13 protein-coding genes are annotated in these 16,539 nt (G+C 39.4%); 5 read left to right on the forward strand and 8 right to left on the reverse strand.

Translation table 11 applies throughout. The features are described 5' to 3' along the window. Positions 1-59 precede the first annotated feature (59 nt). From K6I41_RS03105 to K6I41_RS03115, 3 genes are all read left to right on the forward strand, one after another. Positions 60-2,465, forward strand: a complete 2,406-nt coding sequence (locus K6I41_RS03105; protein ID WP_004789203.1) for a glucose/quinate/shikimate family membrane-bound PQQ-dependent dehydrogenase — start codon at positions 60-62, stop codon at positions 2,463-2,465. A gap of 165 nt (positions 2,466-2,630) precedes the next feature. After that, complete coding sequence (locus K6I41_RS03110; RefSeq protein WP_250375182.1) at positions 2,631-4,274, forward strand: nitrite/sulfite reductase; 1,644 nt, start codon at positions 2,631-2,633, stop codon at positions 4,272-4,274. After that, positions 4,267-4,755, forward strand: coding sequence for a DUF934 domain-containing protein (locus K6I41_RS03115; RefSeq protein ID WP_250375183.1), 489 nt, complete (start codon positions 4,267-4,269; stop codon positions 4,753-4,755). Before K6I41_RS03110 ends, K6I41_RS03115 begins: the two co-directional genes overlap by 8 nt. A 49-nt stretch (positions 4,756-4,804) precedes the next feature. On the opposite strand, the gene K6I41_RS03120 is transcribed toward K6I41_RS03115, so the two are convergent. From K6I41_RS03120 to K6I41_RS03130, 3 genes are all read right to left on the reverse strand, one after another. After that, a complete protein-coding gene (locus K6I41_RS03120; protein WP_009389331.1) occupies positions 4,805-5,248 on the reverse strand; it encodes a VOC family protein in 444 nt (147 codons plus the stop codon). A 130-nt stretch (positions 5,249-5,378) separates the two neighbouring features. Then, positions 5,379-6,554, reverse strand: coding sequence for a thiolase family protein (locus K6I41_RS03125; protein ID WP_151988987.1), 1,176 nt, complete (start codon positions 6,552-6,554; stop codon positions 5,379-5,381). A 108-nt stretch (positions 6,555-6,662) separates the two neighbouring features. Continuing rightward, complete coding sequence (locus K6I41_RS03130) at positions 6,663-7,178, reverse strand: GspH/FimT family pseudopilin (RefSeq protein ID WP_151988988.1); 516 nt, start codon at positions 7,176-7,178, stop codon at positions 6,663-6,665. Positions 7,179-7,557: 379 nt separating this feature from the next. Here K6I41_RS03130 and omp38 point away from each other — a divergent pair, with 379 nt between their 5' ends. Further along, positions 7,558-8,616, forward strand: coding sequence for an outer membrane protein Omp38 (gene omp38, locus K6I41_RS03135; RefSeq protein WP_049838091.1), 1,059 nt, complete (start codon positions 7,558-7,560; stop codon positions 8,614-8,616). A 124-nt stretch (positions 8,617-8,740) separates the two neighbouring features. Here the strand turns inward: omp38 and K6I41_RS03140 are convergent, their stop codons facing one another. The 5 genes from K6I41_RS03140 to K6I41_RS03160 form a co-directional block, all read right to left on the reverse strand. Further along, positions 8,741-8,899, reverse strand: a complete 159-nt coding sequence (locus K6I41_RS03140; protein WP_013196889.1) for a hypothetical protein — start codon at positions 8,897-8,899, stop codon at positions 8,741-8,743. 3 nt (positions 8,900-8,902) lie between these two features. Next, positions 8,903-10,108: an RtcB family protein gene (locus K6I41_RS03145; RefSeq protein ID WP_107881248.1), complete on the reverse strand. Its 1,206-nt coding sequence runs from the start codon at positions 10,106-10,108 to the stop codon at positions 8,903-8,905. A gap of 266 nt (positions 10,109-10,374) precedes the next feature. Further along, positions 10,375-11,835, reverse strand: coding sequence for an amino acid permease (locus K6I41_RS03150; RefSeq protein ID WP_151821356.1), 1,461 nt, complete (start codon positions 11,833-11,835; stop codon positions 10,375-10,377). 21 nt (positions 11,836-11,856) lie between these two features. Further along, positions 11,857-12,870, reverse strand: coding sequence for a methyltransferase (locus tag K6I41_RS03155; RefSeq protein ID WP_250375184.1), 1,014 nt, complete (start codon positions 12,868-12,870; stop codon positions 11,857-11,859). Positions 12,871-12,933: 63 nt separating this feature from the next. Continuing rightward, positions 12,934-14,292 (reverse strand): uracil-xanthine permease family protein, encoded by a 1,359-nt coding sequence (locus K6I41_RS03160; RefSeq protein ID WP_250375185.1) that lies wholly within the window; start codon positions 14,290-14,292, stop codon positions 12,934-12,936. Between the two features lie 178 nt (positions 14,293-14,470). Here K6I41_RS03160 and typA point away from each other — a divergent pair, with 178 nt between their 5' ends. Next, positions 14,471-16,306 (forward strand): translational GTPase TypA, encoded by a 1,836-nt coding sequence (gene typA, locus K6I41_RS03165; RefSeq protein WP_151821357.1) that lies wholly within the window; start codon positions 14,471-14,473, stop codon positions 16,304-16,306. Positions 16,307-16,539 lie beyond the last annotated feature (233 nt).

Raw genomic sequence — 16,539 nt, forward strand, 5'->3', positions numbered from 1 at the left:
TTTGATGAAAAGCTTGGCCTATCTTTCCGATAAAAATGATGATCGATAAGAGGTGGTTTATGACTCAACCTACTTCAAGATCAGGTTTAACGACTTTTACCGTAATTATTATTGGGTTATTAGCGTTATTCCTGTTAATTGGAGGTATTTGGCTCGCTACATTAGGCGGTTCAATTTACTATATTATTACTGGTGTGTTACTCCTGATTGTTGCATGGCAACTCTATAAGCGCGCATCTACAGCATTGTGGGTGTACGCTGCTTTAATGCTAGGTACTATTATTTGGGGTGTCTGGGAAGTTGGAACAGATTTCTGGGCGCTTGCACCTCGTTTAGATATTTTAGGTATTCTTGGTTTATGGTTATTGGTTCCAGCCGTAACTCGTGGAATCAGCAACCTTGGATCAAGTAAAGTTGCCTTATCTTCAACTCTAGCAATTGCAATCTTGTTGATGGTCTATTCGATTTTCAACGATCCGCAAGAAATTAATGGTGAAATCAAGACACCTCAACCAGAAACTGCTCAAGCGGTACCAGGTGTAGCAGAGAGTGATTGGCCAGCGTATGGTCGTACTCAAGCCGGTGTACGTTATTCTCCGTTAAAACAGATTAATGATCAAAACGTAAAAGATTTGAAAGTTGCTTGGACTTTACGTACTGGCGATCTTAAGACAGATAACGACTCTGGCGAAACGACTAATCAGGTTACACCGATTAAAATCGGTAATAACATGTTTATCTGTACAGCTCACCAGCAATTGATTTCAATTGATCCTGCGACAGGTAAAGAAAAATGGCGTTTTGATCCGAAGCTTAAAACGGATAAATCGTTCCAGCATTTAACTTGTCGTGGTGTGATGTACTACGATGCAAACAACACAACTGAGTTTGCAACGAGTCTTCAAAGCAAGAAATCTGACTCTACACAATGTCCGCGTAAAGTCTTTGTTCCTGTGAATGACGGCCGTTTAGTTGCGGTGAATGCTGACACTGGTAAAGCATGTACTGATTTTGGTAAAAATGGTGAAGTGAACTTGCAAGAGTTTATGCCATATGCTTACCCAGGTGGTTACAACCCAACATCTCCTGGTATCGTGACTGGTTCAACAGTTGTTATTGCTGGTTCGGTAACAGATAACTATTCAAATAAAGAGCCATCTGGTGTGATTCGTGGATACGACGTTAACACTGGTAAACTTCTTTGGGTATTTGATACTGGCGCAGCAGATCCAAATGCAATGCCAGGCGAAGGTACGAATTTCGTTCATAACTCACCAAATGCGTGGGCTCCTTTAGCATACGATGCCAAACTTGATATCGTTTATGTTCCAACAGGTGTAGGTACTCCAGATATCTGGGGTGGTGACCGTACCGAGTTGAAAGAGCGTTATGCGAACTCAATGTTAGCGATTAATGCTTCAACTGGTAAATTAGTGTGGAACTTCCAGACAACCCATCATGATTTATGGGATATGGATGTACCATCACAACCATCTTTAGCTGATATCAAAAACAAAGCTGGCCAAACTGTTCCTGCAATCTATGTGTTGACGAAAACAGGTAATGCCTTTGTTCTTGATCGTCGTAATGGTCAACCAATTGTTCCTGTAACTGAAAAACCAGTTCCACAAACAGTTAAACGTGGACCACAAACTAAAGGCGAGCATTATTCAAAAACTCAGCCATTCTCTGACTTGAACTTGGCACCACAAGATAAATTGACTGATAAAGATATGTGGGGTGCCACTATGCTTGATCAGCTCATGTGTCGTGTATCTTTCAAACGTCTAAATTACGATGGTATTTATACTCCACCATCTGAAAACGGTACTTTAGTTTTCCCTGGTAACTTGGGTGTATTTGAATGGGGCGGTATGTCAGTTAACCCTGACCGTCAAGTTGCTGTGATGAACCCGATTGGTTTGCCATTCGTAAGTCGTTTAATTCCTGCTGATCCAAACCGTGCACAAACTGCAAAAGGTGCGGGAACTGAGCAGGGCGTACAACCGATGTACGGCGTACCTTATGGTGTTGAAATTAGCGCATTCTTATCTCCGCTTGGTTTACCTTGTAAACAACCAGCTTGGGGATATGTAGCTGGCGTTGATTTGAAAACTCATGAAGTGGTATGGAAAAAACGTATTGGTACAATTCGTGACAGCTTACCGAACTTGTTCCAGTTACCAGCTGTGAAAATTGGTGTACCTGGTTTAGGTGGTTCAATTTCTACTGCCGGTAATGTCATGTTTGTTGGTGCAACTCAAGATAACTACTTACGTGCGTTTAACGTTACTAATGGTAAGAAACTTTGGGAAGCGCGTTTGCCAGCAGGTGGACAAGCAACACCAATGACTTATGAAATCAACGGTAAGCAATATGTTGTGATCATGGCTGGTGGTCATGGTTCATTTGGTACAAAAATGGGCGACTATTTAGTGGCCTATGCCTTACCAGATAACAAATAAAAAGCTTTTATAGAAAGAGCCTGGATTTATCCGGGCTTTTTTATGTCGTTTTATATTAAAGCTTATCAATAAAACCGTTATTAAATATGCAAAAAAAGCATTTTATTGATGAATGAAAGCTCGCTATGCTATCCGCCTTAATAATGAATCTACTAGCCATACGCCATGTATTTATATACCGATTTCGACCAGCAGCTGGTTAATGAACGAGTTGCTCAGTTCCGTGATCAGACTGAACGCTATTTAGCTGGCAAACTTTCTGAAGATGAATATCGTCCGTTACGTTTGCAAAATGGTTTATATGTGCAACGCTATGCGCCTATGCTGCGTATTGCTGTGCCGTATGGCTTAATGAATTCTAAGCAATTACGTAAAGTTGCTGAAGTTTCAACTGCTTATGACCGTGGTTATGCACACGTATCTACACGTCAAAACATCCAGTTGAACTGGCCTGCACTTGAAGATGTGCCAGATATTTTGGCTGAACTTGCAACTGTACAAATGCATGCCATTCAAACAAGTGGTAACTGTATTCGTAACACAACAACCGACCAATATGCAGGTGTAGTTGCTGGTGAAATTGCAGACCCACGTTCAACATGTGAATTGATTCGTCAGTGGAGTACATTCCACCCAGAATTTGCATTCTTGCCACGTAAGTTCAAAATTGCTGTTTCTGCACTTGAAGAAAAAGATCGTGCGGCAACTGCATTCCACGATATTGGTGTTTATATCGTGCGTAATGAAGCGGGCGAAATCGGCTATAAAATTATGGCTGGTGGTGGTTTAGGCCGTACTCCAATCATTGGTAGCGTTATTCGTGAGTTTTTACCACGTGAAGATTTAATTGCTTATTTAGAAGCGGTTCTACGTGTTTATAACTTGCATGGCCGTCGTGATAATAAATACAAAGCGCGTATTAAAATTCTAGTTAAAGCATTAACTCCTGAAGTATTTGCACAGAAAGTTGAAGCTGAATTTGAACATACACGTGAAGCATTGAAAATTCAGCCAGAAATCTTGAAAAAACTGGATGAAGAATTCACCCCGTTTGATTATCAAGATTTAGCCGATGAAGACTTTACCGCTTTATTTGCTGAGCATCCAAAATTCAAACAGTGGTTCAATATCAACACGCATGCGCATAAAGTGAAAGGCTATCGTATAGTTACGATTTCTCTAAAACGTGCTGGTATTGCACCGGGCGATATGACCACTGAAGAAATGAACTTTATTGCAGATCTTGCAGATAAATATACATTCGGTGAACTTCGTACCACTCACGAACAAAACATTGCTTTGGCAGATGTACCTCAAAAAGATTTGTTCGATGTATGGCAAGCGCTTGAACAACAAAATATGGCACGTGCACATATTGGCTTTATTACCGATATTATTAGTTGCCCGGGCGGTGATTTCTGTTCACTTGCAAATGCGAAATCAATTCCTATTGCTGAAGCGATTACACGTCGTTTTGATGACTTAGATAAAGTTTATGATCTTGGTCATTTAGATCTAAATATTTCTGGTTGTATGAATGCTTGTGGTCATCACCACGTAGGTAACATCGGTATTTTAGGTGTAGATAAGAAAGGCGCTGAATTCTACCAAATTACATTAGGTGGTAATTCTGACCATGATGCATCAATCGGTGACATCTTAGGGCCATCATTTGCAGCAGATGCTGTGCCAGACGTAATCGAAGAAGTATTAAATACTTATCTTGATTTGCGTACTGAAGGTGAGCGTTTTGTTGATACATATCGCCGTGTAGGAATTCAACCATTTAAGGAGCGTGCATATGCTTAATACAGCTCTACCAGTGCTTTATAAAGATGGCACGATTTCAGATAATACTTATCAAATCATTGCTGAAGATGGTGTGATTCCTCAAGGTGACGTTGTTGTAACAACGGCTCAACTTGACCAATTAGCTAACATTCAAGGCAAAAAAGCTTTGTATGTGACGGTAAATGATTCGCCTGAAAATCATACATTCCCATTAAATGAACTTGATGCAATTTTTATTGAGTTTGCAGGTTTCGGTGATGGCCGAGGTTACTCATTTGCAGCACTATTACGCCGCCAAGGTTTCCAAGGTGAGTTACGTGCAACAGGTGATGTGTTTAAGGATGTTTTAAACTACTTAAAGCGGTCTGGTTTTGATAGCTTTGTCGTAAAAGAAGGCAAAGACGTACAAGAAGCTGCGGCAGGTTTGCAAGACTTTACCAACCCATATCAAGCTTCAACTGGTGTGCCAGAAGCGAGTTATCAAACAGGTGCTCAATAAATCCTGAAATAAAAAATCCCGCAATTTGCGGGATTTTTTATATTGAAAATTATGTATCAAGTTGGCAGTTAACCATCCACTTTATACCAAATTGATCGGTAAACGCTCCGTATAATGCACCCCAGAACGTTTTTTCTAGAGGCATTTCAATTTGACCATTTACAGATAGAGCATCAAAAAGTTGTTTAGCTTTTTCTTGCTCATCCTTTTCAAGGTTAATTGCGATGTAGTGATTATTGCCTTGGGTAAAAACACTGTTAGGCGCACAGAACTGATCATTTGTATCTGATGCCATGAGTACAGTGTATTCATTGATAGGTAGAGAAACGTGAAGAACCAGATTTTTGTTCGCTTCAGATAATGTCACACCTTCTGACGGTGGCATATCACCATAGCGACTCAACATGGCGAACTCGCCACCAAAAACTGATTTATAAAAATTAAAGGCTTGCTCTGCCTGACCTTGGAAATTGAGGTAGTGATTGAGTTGCATTGTTATTGTCCATTGTTGTTTTCGTTTAAAAGAATAAGTTAAAACTTAAAAGTGATTTTGTGGGTCATTTTTTGTAGTTTTTTCATAAAAAAATCCCACCGAAGTGGGATTTTAAAATAGCTAATTTTAATTAAATAAGTTCAATCGCAACGGCTGTTGCTTCACCACCGCCAATACAAAGTGCTGCAATACCTTTTTTACCACCGGTGCGTTTCAGTGCATGAATCAGTGTGAGAATAATACGAGAACCTGTAGAACCTACTGGATGACCTAATGCACAAGCACCACCATTAATATTGACTTTTTCAGCATCAAGTTTGAAGTCATCAATTGGGCACATGGTAACCATGGCAAAAGCTTCGTTAATTTCCCACAGGTCAACATCTTGCGCATTCCAACCCGCTTTTTTAAGAACTTTTTCAATAGCGCCAACAGGAGCGATTGTAAATTCTGAAGGATGTTGAGAGTTTGAAGCTGTCGCAATAATTTTTGCCAGTGGCTGTAAACCACGTTGAGTAGCAACCTCACTTGAGGTTAATACTAATGCAGATGCACCATCTGAAATAGAGCTTGCGTTTGCTGCGGTAATTGTACCGTCTTTTGCAAAAGCTGGTTTAAGTGAAGGAATTTTGTCGATCTTTGCATTTAAAGGTTGTTCATCTTGATCAACAACGACATCGCCTTTGCGACTAGGTACGGTAACCGAAACGATTTCATCTTTGAAATAACCTTCGGTAATTGCTGTTTGAGCTCGTTTTAAAGAGCGAATCGCAAAGTCATCCATTTGCTCGCGTGTATAGCCACGAGTATTTGCCATATCTTGAGCAAAAGAACCCATTAGACGACCAGTTTCAGCATCTTCAAGTCCATCAAGAAACATATGATCTTTAATTTCACCATGGCCCATACGATAGCCGGCACGTGCTTTTGGTAAAACATAAGGTGCATTTGTCATAGACTCCATGCCGCCGGCAACAACAATTTCAGCACTGCCAGCTTTAATCATGTCGGTTGCTTGCATCACGGCTTTCATGCCAGAGCCACAAAGCTTATTAATCGTTACAGCACCTGTAGAATCAGGTAAGCCAGCTTTGCGCATTGCTTGACGAGCAGGGCCTTGTTTTAAACCCGCAGGAAGAACACAACCCATAATGACTTCTTCGACATCAGTAGGTTGTAAACCTGCTCGTTCGATTGCTTCTTTAATCGTTACAGCACCTAATTCAGGCGCTGTAAGTCCTGATAGTGATCCTTGAAAACCACCCATGGCAGTACGAGCACCATTAACAATTACGATATCAGTCATTGTTGTAATCTCCGATTGTTCTTTATCTCAAATTAAGAAAACATTAAAACTTAAGCAGTATATTGCAAAATGGGGGATGGCTTGGATTCTGTATTAGACTGTAGAGTTCTAACAATTTTGAAGTTCTTCTAAGCGTACATGCCCCATTTTGCTAAGAACTAATTTAAAATTTTTAAGCTGATTATAAGAACAATAAGTAAAACTGCCGTTAGACTCACGTGGAAGTCCGGTATCTCCCTGAAATACAATACTATTTAATTTTTTGCCGAATTTTTGAAATTTCAAAGAGCCATAATGATGATTAAGTTCAATATTGGTTAAAATTTCTTCGTCGCTTTCTCTTTGTAGATTATGATTTGTGTCTATAAAGCTTATAAGCCTTGTATCCCAATTACTATTACATATAGACAAATCAACACTTGGGCAAAGTACGACACTCTTATGTCGTAGAATTGCGTCGTATTTGGCTTTTTGTATATGAATTGTGAGTAGTTGAGGCGTGTTTTTTAATTCCATTGAAGCCATAAATTGGTGGTATAAAGGAAGGGCTAGGGTGAACATAATCATAAGAATTGCGAGCGTTATAATGAGTTCCATCAATGTGAAACCGGGAGATTTAAACATTAAAATTCCTTAATATATGAAGAAATATTTTGATTTTATGCGTTCTATCAATGATTTATATGACTTTTTATAATGAGGAAACACAAAATTAAATAAAGGTTATCAGGACGCTAGAATACTGGTAAAATCACCCTAAGCGAAAGAAAGAAGTTGTTCATATTTGCTAGTTGAGTAAAAAATTACCGAATTACAACGGAAATTGTAAGTAATTTTGTCAATAATTTACTTGATTAAAATTATCAAGCACTTGGAAAGTCTATCAAGTGTTTGTATGATTCAAATGTGAATAGCTTAAAAATAATACTGGGGTGAAAATATCTCAGGGGCCAATAAATTTAGGCTGAGCTTGAACAACAATTGTTATCTCTGGAGGATATCCATGAAATTGAGTCGTATTGCACTTGCTATGCTTGTTGCTGCTCCATTAGCTGCTGCTAATGCTGGCGTAACTGTTACACCATTATTGCTTGGTTACACTTTCCAAGACAGCCAACACAACAATGGCGGTGACAAAGGTGAGTTAACTAACGGACCTGAACTACAAGACGATTTATTCGTTGGTGCAGCTCTTGGTATTGAGTTAACTCCATGGTTAGGTTTCGAAGCTGAATATAACCAAGTTAAAGGTGATGTAGACGGTCTTGCTGCTGGCGCTGAATACAAACAAAAACAAATCAATGGTAACTTCTATGTTACTTCTGATTTAATCACTAAAAACTATGACAGCAAAATCAAGCCATACGTATTGTTAGGTGCTGGTCACTACAAATACGAAATTCCTGACCTTTCTTATCATAACGATGAAGAAGGTACTTTAGGTAATGCTGGTTTTGGTGCTTTCTGGCGCTTAAACGATGCTTTATCTCTTCGTACAGAAGCTCGTGGTACTTATAACTTTGACGAAAAATTCTGGAACTATACAGCTCTTGCTGGTTTAAACGTAGTTCTTGGTGGTCACTTGAAGCCTGCTGCTCCAGTAGTAGAAGTTGCTCCAGTTGAACCAACTCCAGTTGCTCCACAACCACAAGAGTTAACTGAAGACCTTAACATGGAACTTCGTGTGTTCTTTGATACTAACAAATCAAACATCAAAGACCAATACAAGCCAGAAATCGCTAAAGTTGCTGAGAAGTTAACTGAATACCCTAACGCTACTGCACGTATCGAAGGTCACACAGATAACACTGGTCCACGTAAGTTAAACGAACGTTTATCTTTAGCTCGTGCTAACTCTGTTAAATCAGCTCTTGTAAACGAATACAACGTTGATGCATCTCGTTTGTCTACTCAAGGTTTTGCTTGGGATCAACCGATTGCTGACAACAAAACTAAAGAAGGTCGTGCTATGAACCGTCGTGTATTCGCGACAATCACTGGTAGCCGTACTGTAGTTGTTCAACCTGGTCAAGAAGCGGCAGCTCCTGCAGCAGCTCAATAATTTGAGTTCTTGAACAGTAAAAAAGCGACTCGTTAGAGTCGCTTTTTTTATTGCGATTTTTAAAATATTTAGTCATTTCTATATCTCCTTAATAATAATTACTTTCGATCTTGGTCTAAATTATTTACCAATCACCTTTTCTTAATTGCTGTTTAGCATCTTGTCTATCTCTACGATGCTGAGCACGAGGTTTCTCCGTTTCATGCATTCCACCTTTGTGAAGTAAAGGGGAAAGCGCCACTTGATTACGGACTTTGATTTTCGACATTTCTTTAATTTTCATGTTTTAACCTTTAATACATAAAACTTGTTTAAGTGTGTGAACAACTTCAATGAGGTCAGCCTGATTTGCCATGACTTCATCAATATCTTTATAAGCACTTGGGATTTCATCAACAACACCACTGTCTTTGCGGCATTCAATACCTTGGGTTTGTTCAATAAGATCTTGCTGGTTAAAAAGAGTTTTTGCCTTGCTTCGACTCATCTTGCGACCGGCTCCATGAGAACAAGAACAAAATGACTCGGGGTTTGCTTTACCTCTGACGATATAAGAGCGTGCTCCCATTGAACCTGGAATAATGCCTAATTCATCTAAGCCTGCTCGAATTGCACCTTTTCGGGTAATCAATAAACTTTCACCGAAATGTGTTTCACGGCTTACATAGTTATGATGACAATTAATAGCCTCTTTGGTCATTTGAAACGAGGGTAGAAGTGGGCGAATCGCTTCTAAAATTAAACGCATCATTTCCTTGCGATTTTCAAAAGCATATTCTTGGGCCCACTCTACAGCTTCTACATAATCATCAAAACTGTTTGAGCCTTCGGCAAAATAACTTAAGTCTTTATCTGGTACGTGACCAAAACGATGTTGTGCTTCTTTCTTGGCTAATTCAATAAAATAAGTGCCAATAACGTTACCCAGTCCTCGGCTACCTGAATGTAGCATTACCCATACGTCTTGATTTTCATCAATACATAGCTCGATAAAGTGGTTGCCACCACCTAAAGTACCAAGTTGCTTTTGCCATGTTGCATCAAATTGTCGAAGCATTCGAACAAGTCCAGGATGCTTTTTGATAATAGGCTCTAAGCGTTTTTCAAGTGGAATAATGCTAGAAGCTTTTGCTTTAACTTGTTTATGCAAAGCAAATCCGACTGGTACTTTACGTTCGATTGCATCGCGTAAACGACTTAAGTTATCAGGCAATTGCGAGGCCTTTAGACTTAAGCGAATTGCATTCATTCCACAGCCAATATCTACACCTACAGCAGCTGGGATAATGGCATGTTTAGTTGGAATAACACTGCCTACAGTCGCACCTTTTCCTACGTGAACATCTGGCATAACAGCAATATGTGAATAGATAAATTGCAGTTGAGCCATTTTCTTGAGTTGTTCGATACTTTCACTATCTATATCTTGAGTGAAAATTTTAACGGGAACACCGTAAAGTGCTTCCTCATTTAATATTTTTTGTATGCCCATAATTTTTCTCTTGTTTTTGTCCGAGCAGGCATAAAAAAACCTAGCGAATGCTAGGTTTCAAATTTGAGCATTCGGACAAGTGAAGTGAATTTGTACACTTGTCCGTGAGCTGACATCGTGCCAAATTATTTAATCTGTTTTACCTTGTAGTGTTGGCATGATGTCCTCCTTATTTAAAAGCGCCGTTGAAAATCTGAACGGCATTTTACGCTTTTTAAATCAAAGATCAAGCTTTTGATCTTTGATTTACTTTTAATTGCTGATTCTTAGTCTTGCTCTGGCTTCACATTCATTTGATCATAAGCGATCAGTTTGGTTTTATTTTTCCACTTATAGCCTAACCAAATAATTAAGAATAATGGCAAACTAATATAAGTTGAAAGTAGGCCTAACCAGTCAATTTTTCCGCCTAAAATGGCTTGATAGTTCTGCCCTAAGATGATGATTGAACAGAGAATAAAGGCAAACCAAGGGGCAAATGGGAAAAATTTGGCGCGGTAAGCTAAATCTTCTAATTTATATCCTTGAGCAATATAACCTTTACGGAAACGATAGTGTGAAATAGCAATGCCCAGCCAGACAATGAAACCACACATCCCTGACATATTAAGTAGCCAGTTAAAGACTTGTTTTTCGCCAATAAAAGTTGTCAAGAAACAAAAAGCGGCAATAAAAGTGGTGGCATATAGTGCATTCATTGGAACGCCACGACCATCAAGTTTTGCAAACCACTTTGGTGCACGACCTTCCTGAGCCATTTTAAATAACATACGAGTTGATGAATACATGCCTGAGTTACCTGCTGACAAAATAGCAGTAAGAATGACAGCATTCATTAAACCAGCTGCAAAAGCAAAGCCAACTCTTTCATAGAGCAATGTAAACGGAGAAAGTGCAACATTTTCAGTGGCAGCAGCTTGTAGTAAATTTGGGTCATCATAGGCAATTAGCGTGCCGATAATGAAGATACATAAAATATAAAATAATAAGATTCGCCAGAAAATCTGTTTGATTGCAAGTGGAATCGTTTTCTTTGGATCTTTAGATTCACCAGCAGCAACCCCCACCATTTCAGTCCCTTGGAAAGAGAATCCGGCAATCATTGCTACACCGATCATGGCCTGTAAACCACCAACAAAAGGTGCTTCTTTATAGGTCCAGTTTCCAAAAGCTGCGACACCTGGCGTTAGCATAATCTTAATGATCATAGCTAAGCCAATGATAATAAAGGCAACGATTGCGATCACTTTTACCATTGAGAACCAGAATTCGCTTTCGCCGAATCCTTTTACCGTCATGGCATTGATTGCAAAAATTACAATAAGGAACAGGGCACTCCAATAGAACCCTGGAATATCAGGGAACCAGAACTTCATAATAAACTGAACTGCAACAAGTTCGAATGCAACTGTAATTGCCCAGTTATACCAATAGTTCCAACCTAAAGCGAAGCCAAAGCCTTCTTCGACATAACGACTACCATATGTAAAAAAAGCCCCAGAAGTTGGATTATGGGTTGCAAGTTCACCTAAACTGGTCATTAAGAAATAAATCATAATACCAATAAGCGAATAGGCGAGTAGCGCTCCACCTGGGCCAGCATTTGCAATGGTCGATCCAGAAGCAAGGAAGAGGCCTGTACCAATGGAACCACCAATGGCGATCATATTCAGATGACGAGCTCCGAGCTTACGCTGGAGTTTTTCAGGAGCATGTGTTTCGCTCATGGAGATTCCTTACATAGTTTGTTATGCACAGGCATATAACACCTTAAAGCCTTGAAGATCAGTTTTAATCTCGCACTGACCAAAGTGCTTCTCAATTAAGATCGGATAGTTTAAAAAACGGTTTGCTACAATCCATAGCTCACCTGATGCCTTTAAATGTTTTTTAGCGTTTTGGCAGAGTCCTTCACTTGCATCATAGTTGGTATGAATACCTTGATGGAAAGGAGGATTACTGACAATGGCATCGAGTTCTGTTGGAGCATCTGCAATACCTATGACAGGCTGCAATCTCAACTGGTCTGAACCTATTCCATTTCGACTAAAAGTCATTTCCGTTGACCGTAAAGCGAAAGCATCAATATCTAGGGCATGAATAATATTACTTGAATTTATTTTTGCCAAATAGCAACTGATAATTCCAGCACCACACCCGAAGTCGGCAATTCTACCTGATTTCACCTGATTAAGATAAGGGAGTAAAACAGCAGTTCCGACATCTAGATGATTTTGACTAAATACACCGGGAAGGGCACAAATCGTAAGCTCTTGTTCATTAACCTGAACCGTATAGGTTTTAAGCCATTTTTCTAGAGGTTTAATTTGTTCCGTTTTCTCAATTTTTAAGTGCCATAGTTGACAGTGACGCGCACTATCAAGTTTTAGTACTTTGCCAAAGCTTTGTAATTGTTTGGCGGCTCTTTCTACGCCACCTTTTTTTTCACCGACTAAAAAAACCGATTGCTTGGTTTTAAGATGGCTCATCACTACATGTAATATGTAATTTAAGAGTTCTTTAGATTTTGGAACAAAAATAATTGCTTGGTCGAATTGTTGTGAGGGAAACTCAACTGAGAAGTGAGCTTTTGTTCCACTATTTATAAATCCTTGATAGTCGGCATGGTTCCATGTCCAGACTGACGCATCAGTCCCAGCTGGTAATTGACTGACTAAGGCATCATTCGGTGCATTAATTAACAAGATACTACCTTTCAAATAGTCTTGCTGTCTTAATACCACTTCACTTCTAGGATCCATGTACATCTCTCATGAAGAAGAATGCCCAGTGGGAGCTGGGCAGTAATCAAAATTAAAAGTTAGTTATTTATGCGTTTCAGGAAGCACAACATTTAAAATTAATGCTGCTATACCACCTGTTGCCACGCCAGAGCTAAAAATATTTTTAAATAATTCTGGAAGATGCTCTAAAATTTGGGGAACTTGAGCAACACCCAAACCTAATGCAAGTGAGATGGCAATAATTAATAATGCTCGGCGATCAAGGTGAATAGATGAAAGAATATTAATGCCTGATGCAGCCACGGCACCGAACATCACCATAACAGCGCCGCCTAAAACTGCTTGAGGAACTGCTTGTATAACACCAGCTACCGCAGGAAATAGACCTAATAAAATAAGTAATCCAGCAATCCAGATACCTACATAGCGGCTAGCCACGCCAGTGAGTTGAATTACACCATTATTTTGAGCGAAAACAGAACTTGGGAAAGTATTAAATAATCCAGCGAGTAAAGAGTTTGCACCATTTACTAATACACCACCTTTAATGCGTTTCATCCATTCAGGACCATTAACAGGTTGGTTAGAAAGTTTACTGGTTGCTGTTACATCACCAATGGCTTCTAAAGAGGTCACCAAATAAATGAATGCCATTGGAATAAATAAGCCCCATGAGAAGCTCAAACCAAAGTGCATTGGTGTTGGAATCTGTACGAGGGGTGCATCTTTAATACTAGAGAAATCTAGATGTCCCATAAATCCAGCAAGAATGTAGCCAATCACTAGCGCGATTAAAATAGCTGAGCTTTTAATCCAAACCACTCGAATACGATTGAGTACAATAATAATTGCAAGTACGGTACATGACATAATAAGGTTGTCTGCACTTGCAAAAGTATGATCTTGTATGGCTTGGTAACCACCACCCATACTAATCAAGCCTTCTTTAATAAGCGTTAAGCCAATTAATAAAACAACAATACCTGTCACCAAAGGAGTAATTAGTCTTTTTACCCATGGAAGAATTTGCGAAACACCCATTTCAATAAAGGAGCCAGCAATTACTACACCGAAAATTGCAGCCATGACTTGGTTTACAGGTGTTCCAGCAGCCACCATTGCACTACCAATACCAATAATAGGACCAATAAAGTTAAAGCTTGTGCCTTGAACAATCAGAAGACCAGCACCAAACGGACCAACTTTTTTACATTGTAAAAATGTAGCAATACCTGAAATTACCAAAGACATCGATAAAATCATGTTAGTTTCAGAGCGTGAAACACCTAAAGCTAAGCAAATTAAGAGGCCAGGTGTAACAATTGGTACAATAATCGCAAGCAAATGCTGAAAAGCTGCTAAAAAAGCGATCAAAGGTTTTGGTCGATCATTTAAACCATAAACAAGGTCTAAATGGTCTTGAGAGTGTTGATTGGACATGGGTGTAGGTCTGCCGCAATTTTGCAAATTGGCGCTATTCTAATCGAGATAACTATCTTTACAAAACGAAATACAGGCTATTGGAAATTTTTTTTGTCAATGTCAATAAACTGTCACTACTCAAGAGTAGTGTTTTTCTGTATAATTTGCCCTCAAATTTCAGGCGTTTCTAATTTTCATGTCAGATATCAAAAATCTCCGTAATATCGCAATTATTGCGCACGTCGACCACGGGAAAACCACACTTGTCGATAAACTACTTCAGCAATCTGGTGCTCTCGGTGACCGAGCAGGCGAGATTGAGCGTGTCATGGACTCGAACGCGCTTGAAAGTGAACGTGGTATTACCATTCTTGCAAAGAATACTTCTATTACTTGGTTGGATAAACGTACTGATACAACTTACCGTATCAACATCGTGGACACCCCGGGACACGCCGACTTCGGTGGTGAAGTAGAACGTGTTATGTCGATGGTTGACTGCGTATTGCTTTTAGTTGACTCTCAAGAAGGTCCAATGCCACAAACTCGTTTTGTGACACAAAAAGCGTTTGCTCGTGGTTTAAAACCAATTGTTATTATCAACAAAGTTGACAAGCCAAGCGCGCGTCCAGACTGGGTTATCGATCAAGTATTTGATCTATTTGATAACCTTGGTGCAACTGATGAACAGTTGGACTTCCCAATCGTTTATGCATCAGGTTTACGTGGTGTAGCGGGTCCTGCTCCAGAAGAACTTGCAGAAGACATGACCCCGTTGTTTGAAACGATTGTTGATATCGTTGAACCACCAGCAGTTGATGTTGATGGTCCGTTCCAAATGCAGATTTCATCACTTGACTATAACAGCTTCGTAGGCGTTATCGGTGTTGGTCGTATTCAACGTGGTTCAGTAAAATTAAATACTCCTGTTACTGTAATTGACAAAGAAGGCAATACACGTAACGGTCGTATCTTGAAAATCATGGGTTACCATGGTTTAGAGCGTATTGATGTTGAATCAGCTTCTGCTGGTGATATCGTATGTATTACTGGTATCGATGCACTTAACATTTCTGACACAGTTTGTGATCCGAAAAATGTTGAAGCATTACCAGCATTATCTGTAGATGAACCTACAGTATCTATGACATTCCAAGTAAACAACTCTCCGTTTGCTGGTAAAGAAGGTAAATTCGTAACTTCACGTAATATCCGTGAACGTCTTGATCGCGAATTAATTCATAACGTAGCTTTACGTGTTGAAGATACTGACAGTCCAGACCGTTTCAAAGTATCTGGCCGTGGTGAACTTCACCTTTCAGTTTTAATTGAAAACATGCGTCGTGAAGGGTTTGAAATGGGCGTATCTCGTCCACAAGTAATCATCAAAGAAATTGATGGTGAAAGACAAGAGCCTTACGAAAACGTAACTTTTGACGTTGAAGAACAGCATCAAGGTGCTGTAATGGAACAAATGGGTCACCGTAAAGGCGAGATGACCAATATGGAAGTTGACGGTAAAGGCCGTATCCGTATTGAAGCAACTGTACCTTCACGTGGTTTGATCGGTTTCCGTTCTGAATTCTTGACCATGACTTCTGGTACAGGAATCATGACTTCAAGCTTCTCGCATTATGGTCCTGTTAAACAAGGTACTGTTGCGAAACGTCAAAACGGTGTGTTGATTTCTATGGTTCAAGGTACTTGCTTGGGCTATGCATTGTTCAGCTTGCAAGACCGTGGTCGTTTGTTCGCTAAGCCGCAGTTAGAAGTTTACGAAGGTATGATCGTGGGTATTAACTCTCGTTCAGACGATATGGTTGTAAACCCAACTAAAGCGAAACAATTAACTAACGTTCGTGCATCTGGTACAGATGACGCTTTAACTTTAGTACCTGCAATTGAATATACGCTTGAACAAGCGCTTGAATTCATTGAAGATGACGAGTTAGTAGAAGTAACACCTAAATCAATCCGTATCCGTAAGCGTTACTTGACTGAAAACGAACGTAAACGTAACCGTGATAAATAATTTTTCTTAACTGAAAAAGAAAAAACCGCTAAATTAATTTAGCGGTTTTTTTAATCGTTATATTTAAAATTAAACTAAGCTTAAAATCATATTTTTCTTATAAGAGAATATGTTGTTAAAGTGTGAGATAGTTTTCTTTTTTTTGATAAAAATATTAAATTATCAATATCATGGCGAGTACTATCTAATTTGATACGAGGCCAATGAAAAAGAAAAATATGACCTGTTTCGGC

It is taken from the genome of Acinetobacter sp. AS23, from assembly GCF_023612055.1.
GTDB lineage: Bacteria > Pseudomonadota > Gammaproteobacteria > Pseudomonadales > Moraxellaceae > Acinetobacter > Acinetobacter oleivorans.

Excerpts from the sequence above, each read along its gene's own strand:
- K6I41_RS03105 (WP_004789203.1), top strand. The coding sequence starts at position 60 with ATGACTCAACCTACTTCAAGATCAGGTTTAACGACTTTTACCGTAATT.
- K6I41_RS03110 (WP_250375182.1), top strand. The coding sequence starts at position 2,631 with ATGTATTTATATACCGATTTCGACCAGCAGCTGGTTAATGAACGAGTT.
- K6I41_RS03115 (WP_250375183.1), top strand. The coding sequence starts at position 4,267 with ATGCTTAATACAGCTCTACCAGTGCTTTATAAAGATGGCACGATTTCA.
- K6I41_RS03120 (WP_009389331.1), bottom strand. The coding sequence starts at position 5,248 with ATGCAACTCAATCACTACCTCAATTTCCAAGGTCAGGCAGAGCAAGCC.
- K6I41_RS03125 (WP_151988987.1), bottom strand. The coding sequence starts at position 6,554 with ATGACTGATATCGTAATTGTTAATGGTGCTCGTACTGCCATGGGTGGT.
- K6I41_RS03130 (WP_151988988.1), bottom strand. The coding sequence starts at position 7,178 with ATGTTTAAATCTCCCGGTTTCACATTGATGGAACTCATTATAACGCTC.
- omp38 (WP_049838091.1), top strand. The coding sequence starts at position 7,558 with ATGAAATTGAGTCGTATTGCACTTGCTATGCTTGTTGCTGCTCCATTA.
- K6I41_RS03140 (WP_013196889.1), bottom strand. The coding sequence starts at position 8,899 with ATGAAAATTAAAGAAATGTCGAAAATCAAAGTCCGTAATCAAGTGGCG.
- K6I41_RS03145 (WP_107881248.1), bottom strand. The coding sequence starts at position 10,108 with ATGGGCATACAAAAAATATTAAATGAGGAAGCACTTTACGGTGTTCCC.
- K6I41_RS03150 (WP_151821356.1), bottom strand. The coding sequence starts at position 11,835 with ATGAGCGAAACACATGCTCCTGAAAAACTCCAGCGTAAGCTCGGAGCT.
- K6I41_RS03155 (WP_250375184.1), bottom strand. The coding sequence starts at position 12,870 with ATGGATCCTAGAAGTGAAGTGGTATTAAGACAGCAAGACTATTTGAAA.
- K6I41_RS03160 (WP_250375185.1), bottom strand. The coding sequence starts at position 14,292 with ATGTCCAATCAACACTCTCAAGACCATTTAGACCTTGTTTATGGTTTA.
- typA (WP_151821357.1), top strand. The coding sequence starts at position 14,471 with ATGTCAGATATCAAAAATCTCCGTAATATCGCAATTATTGCGCACGTC.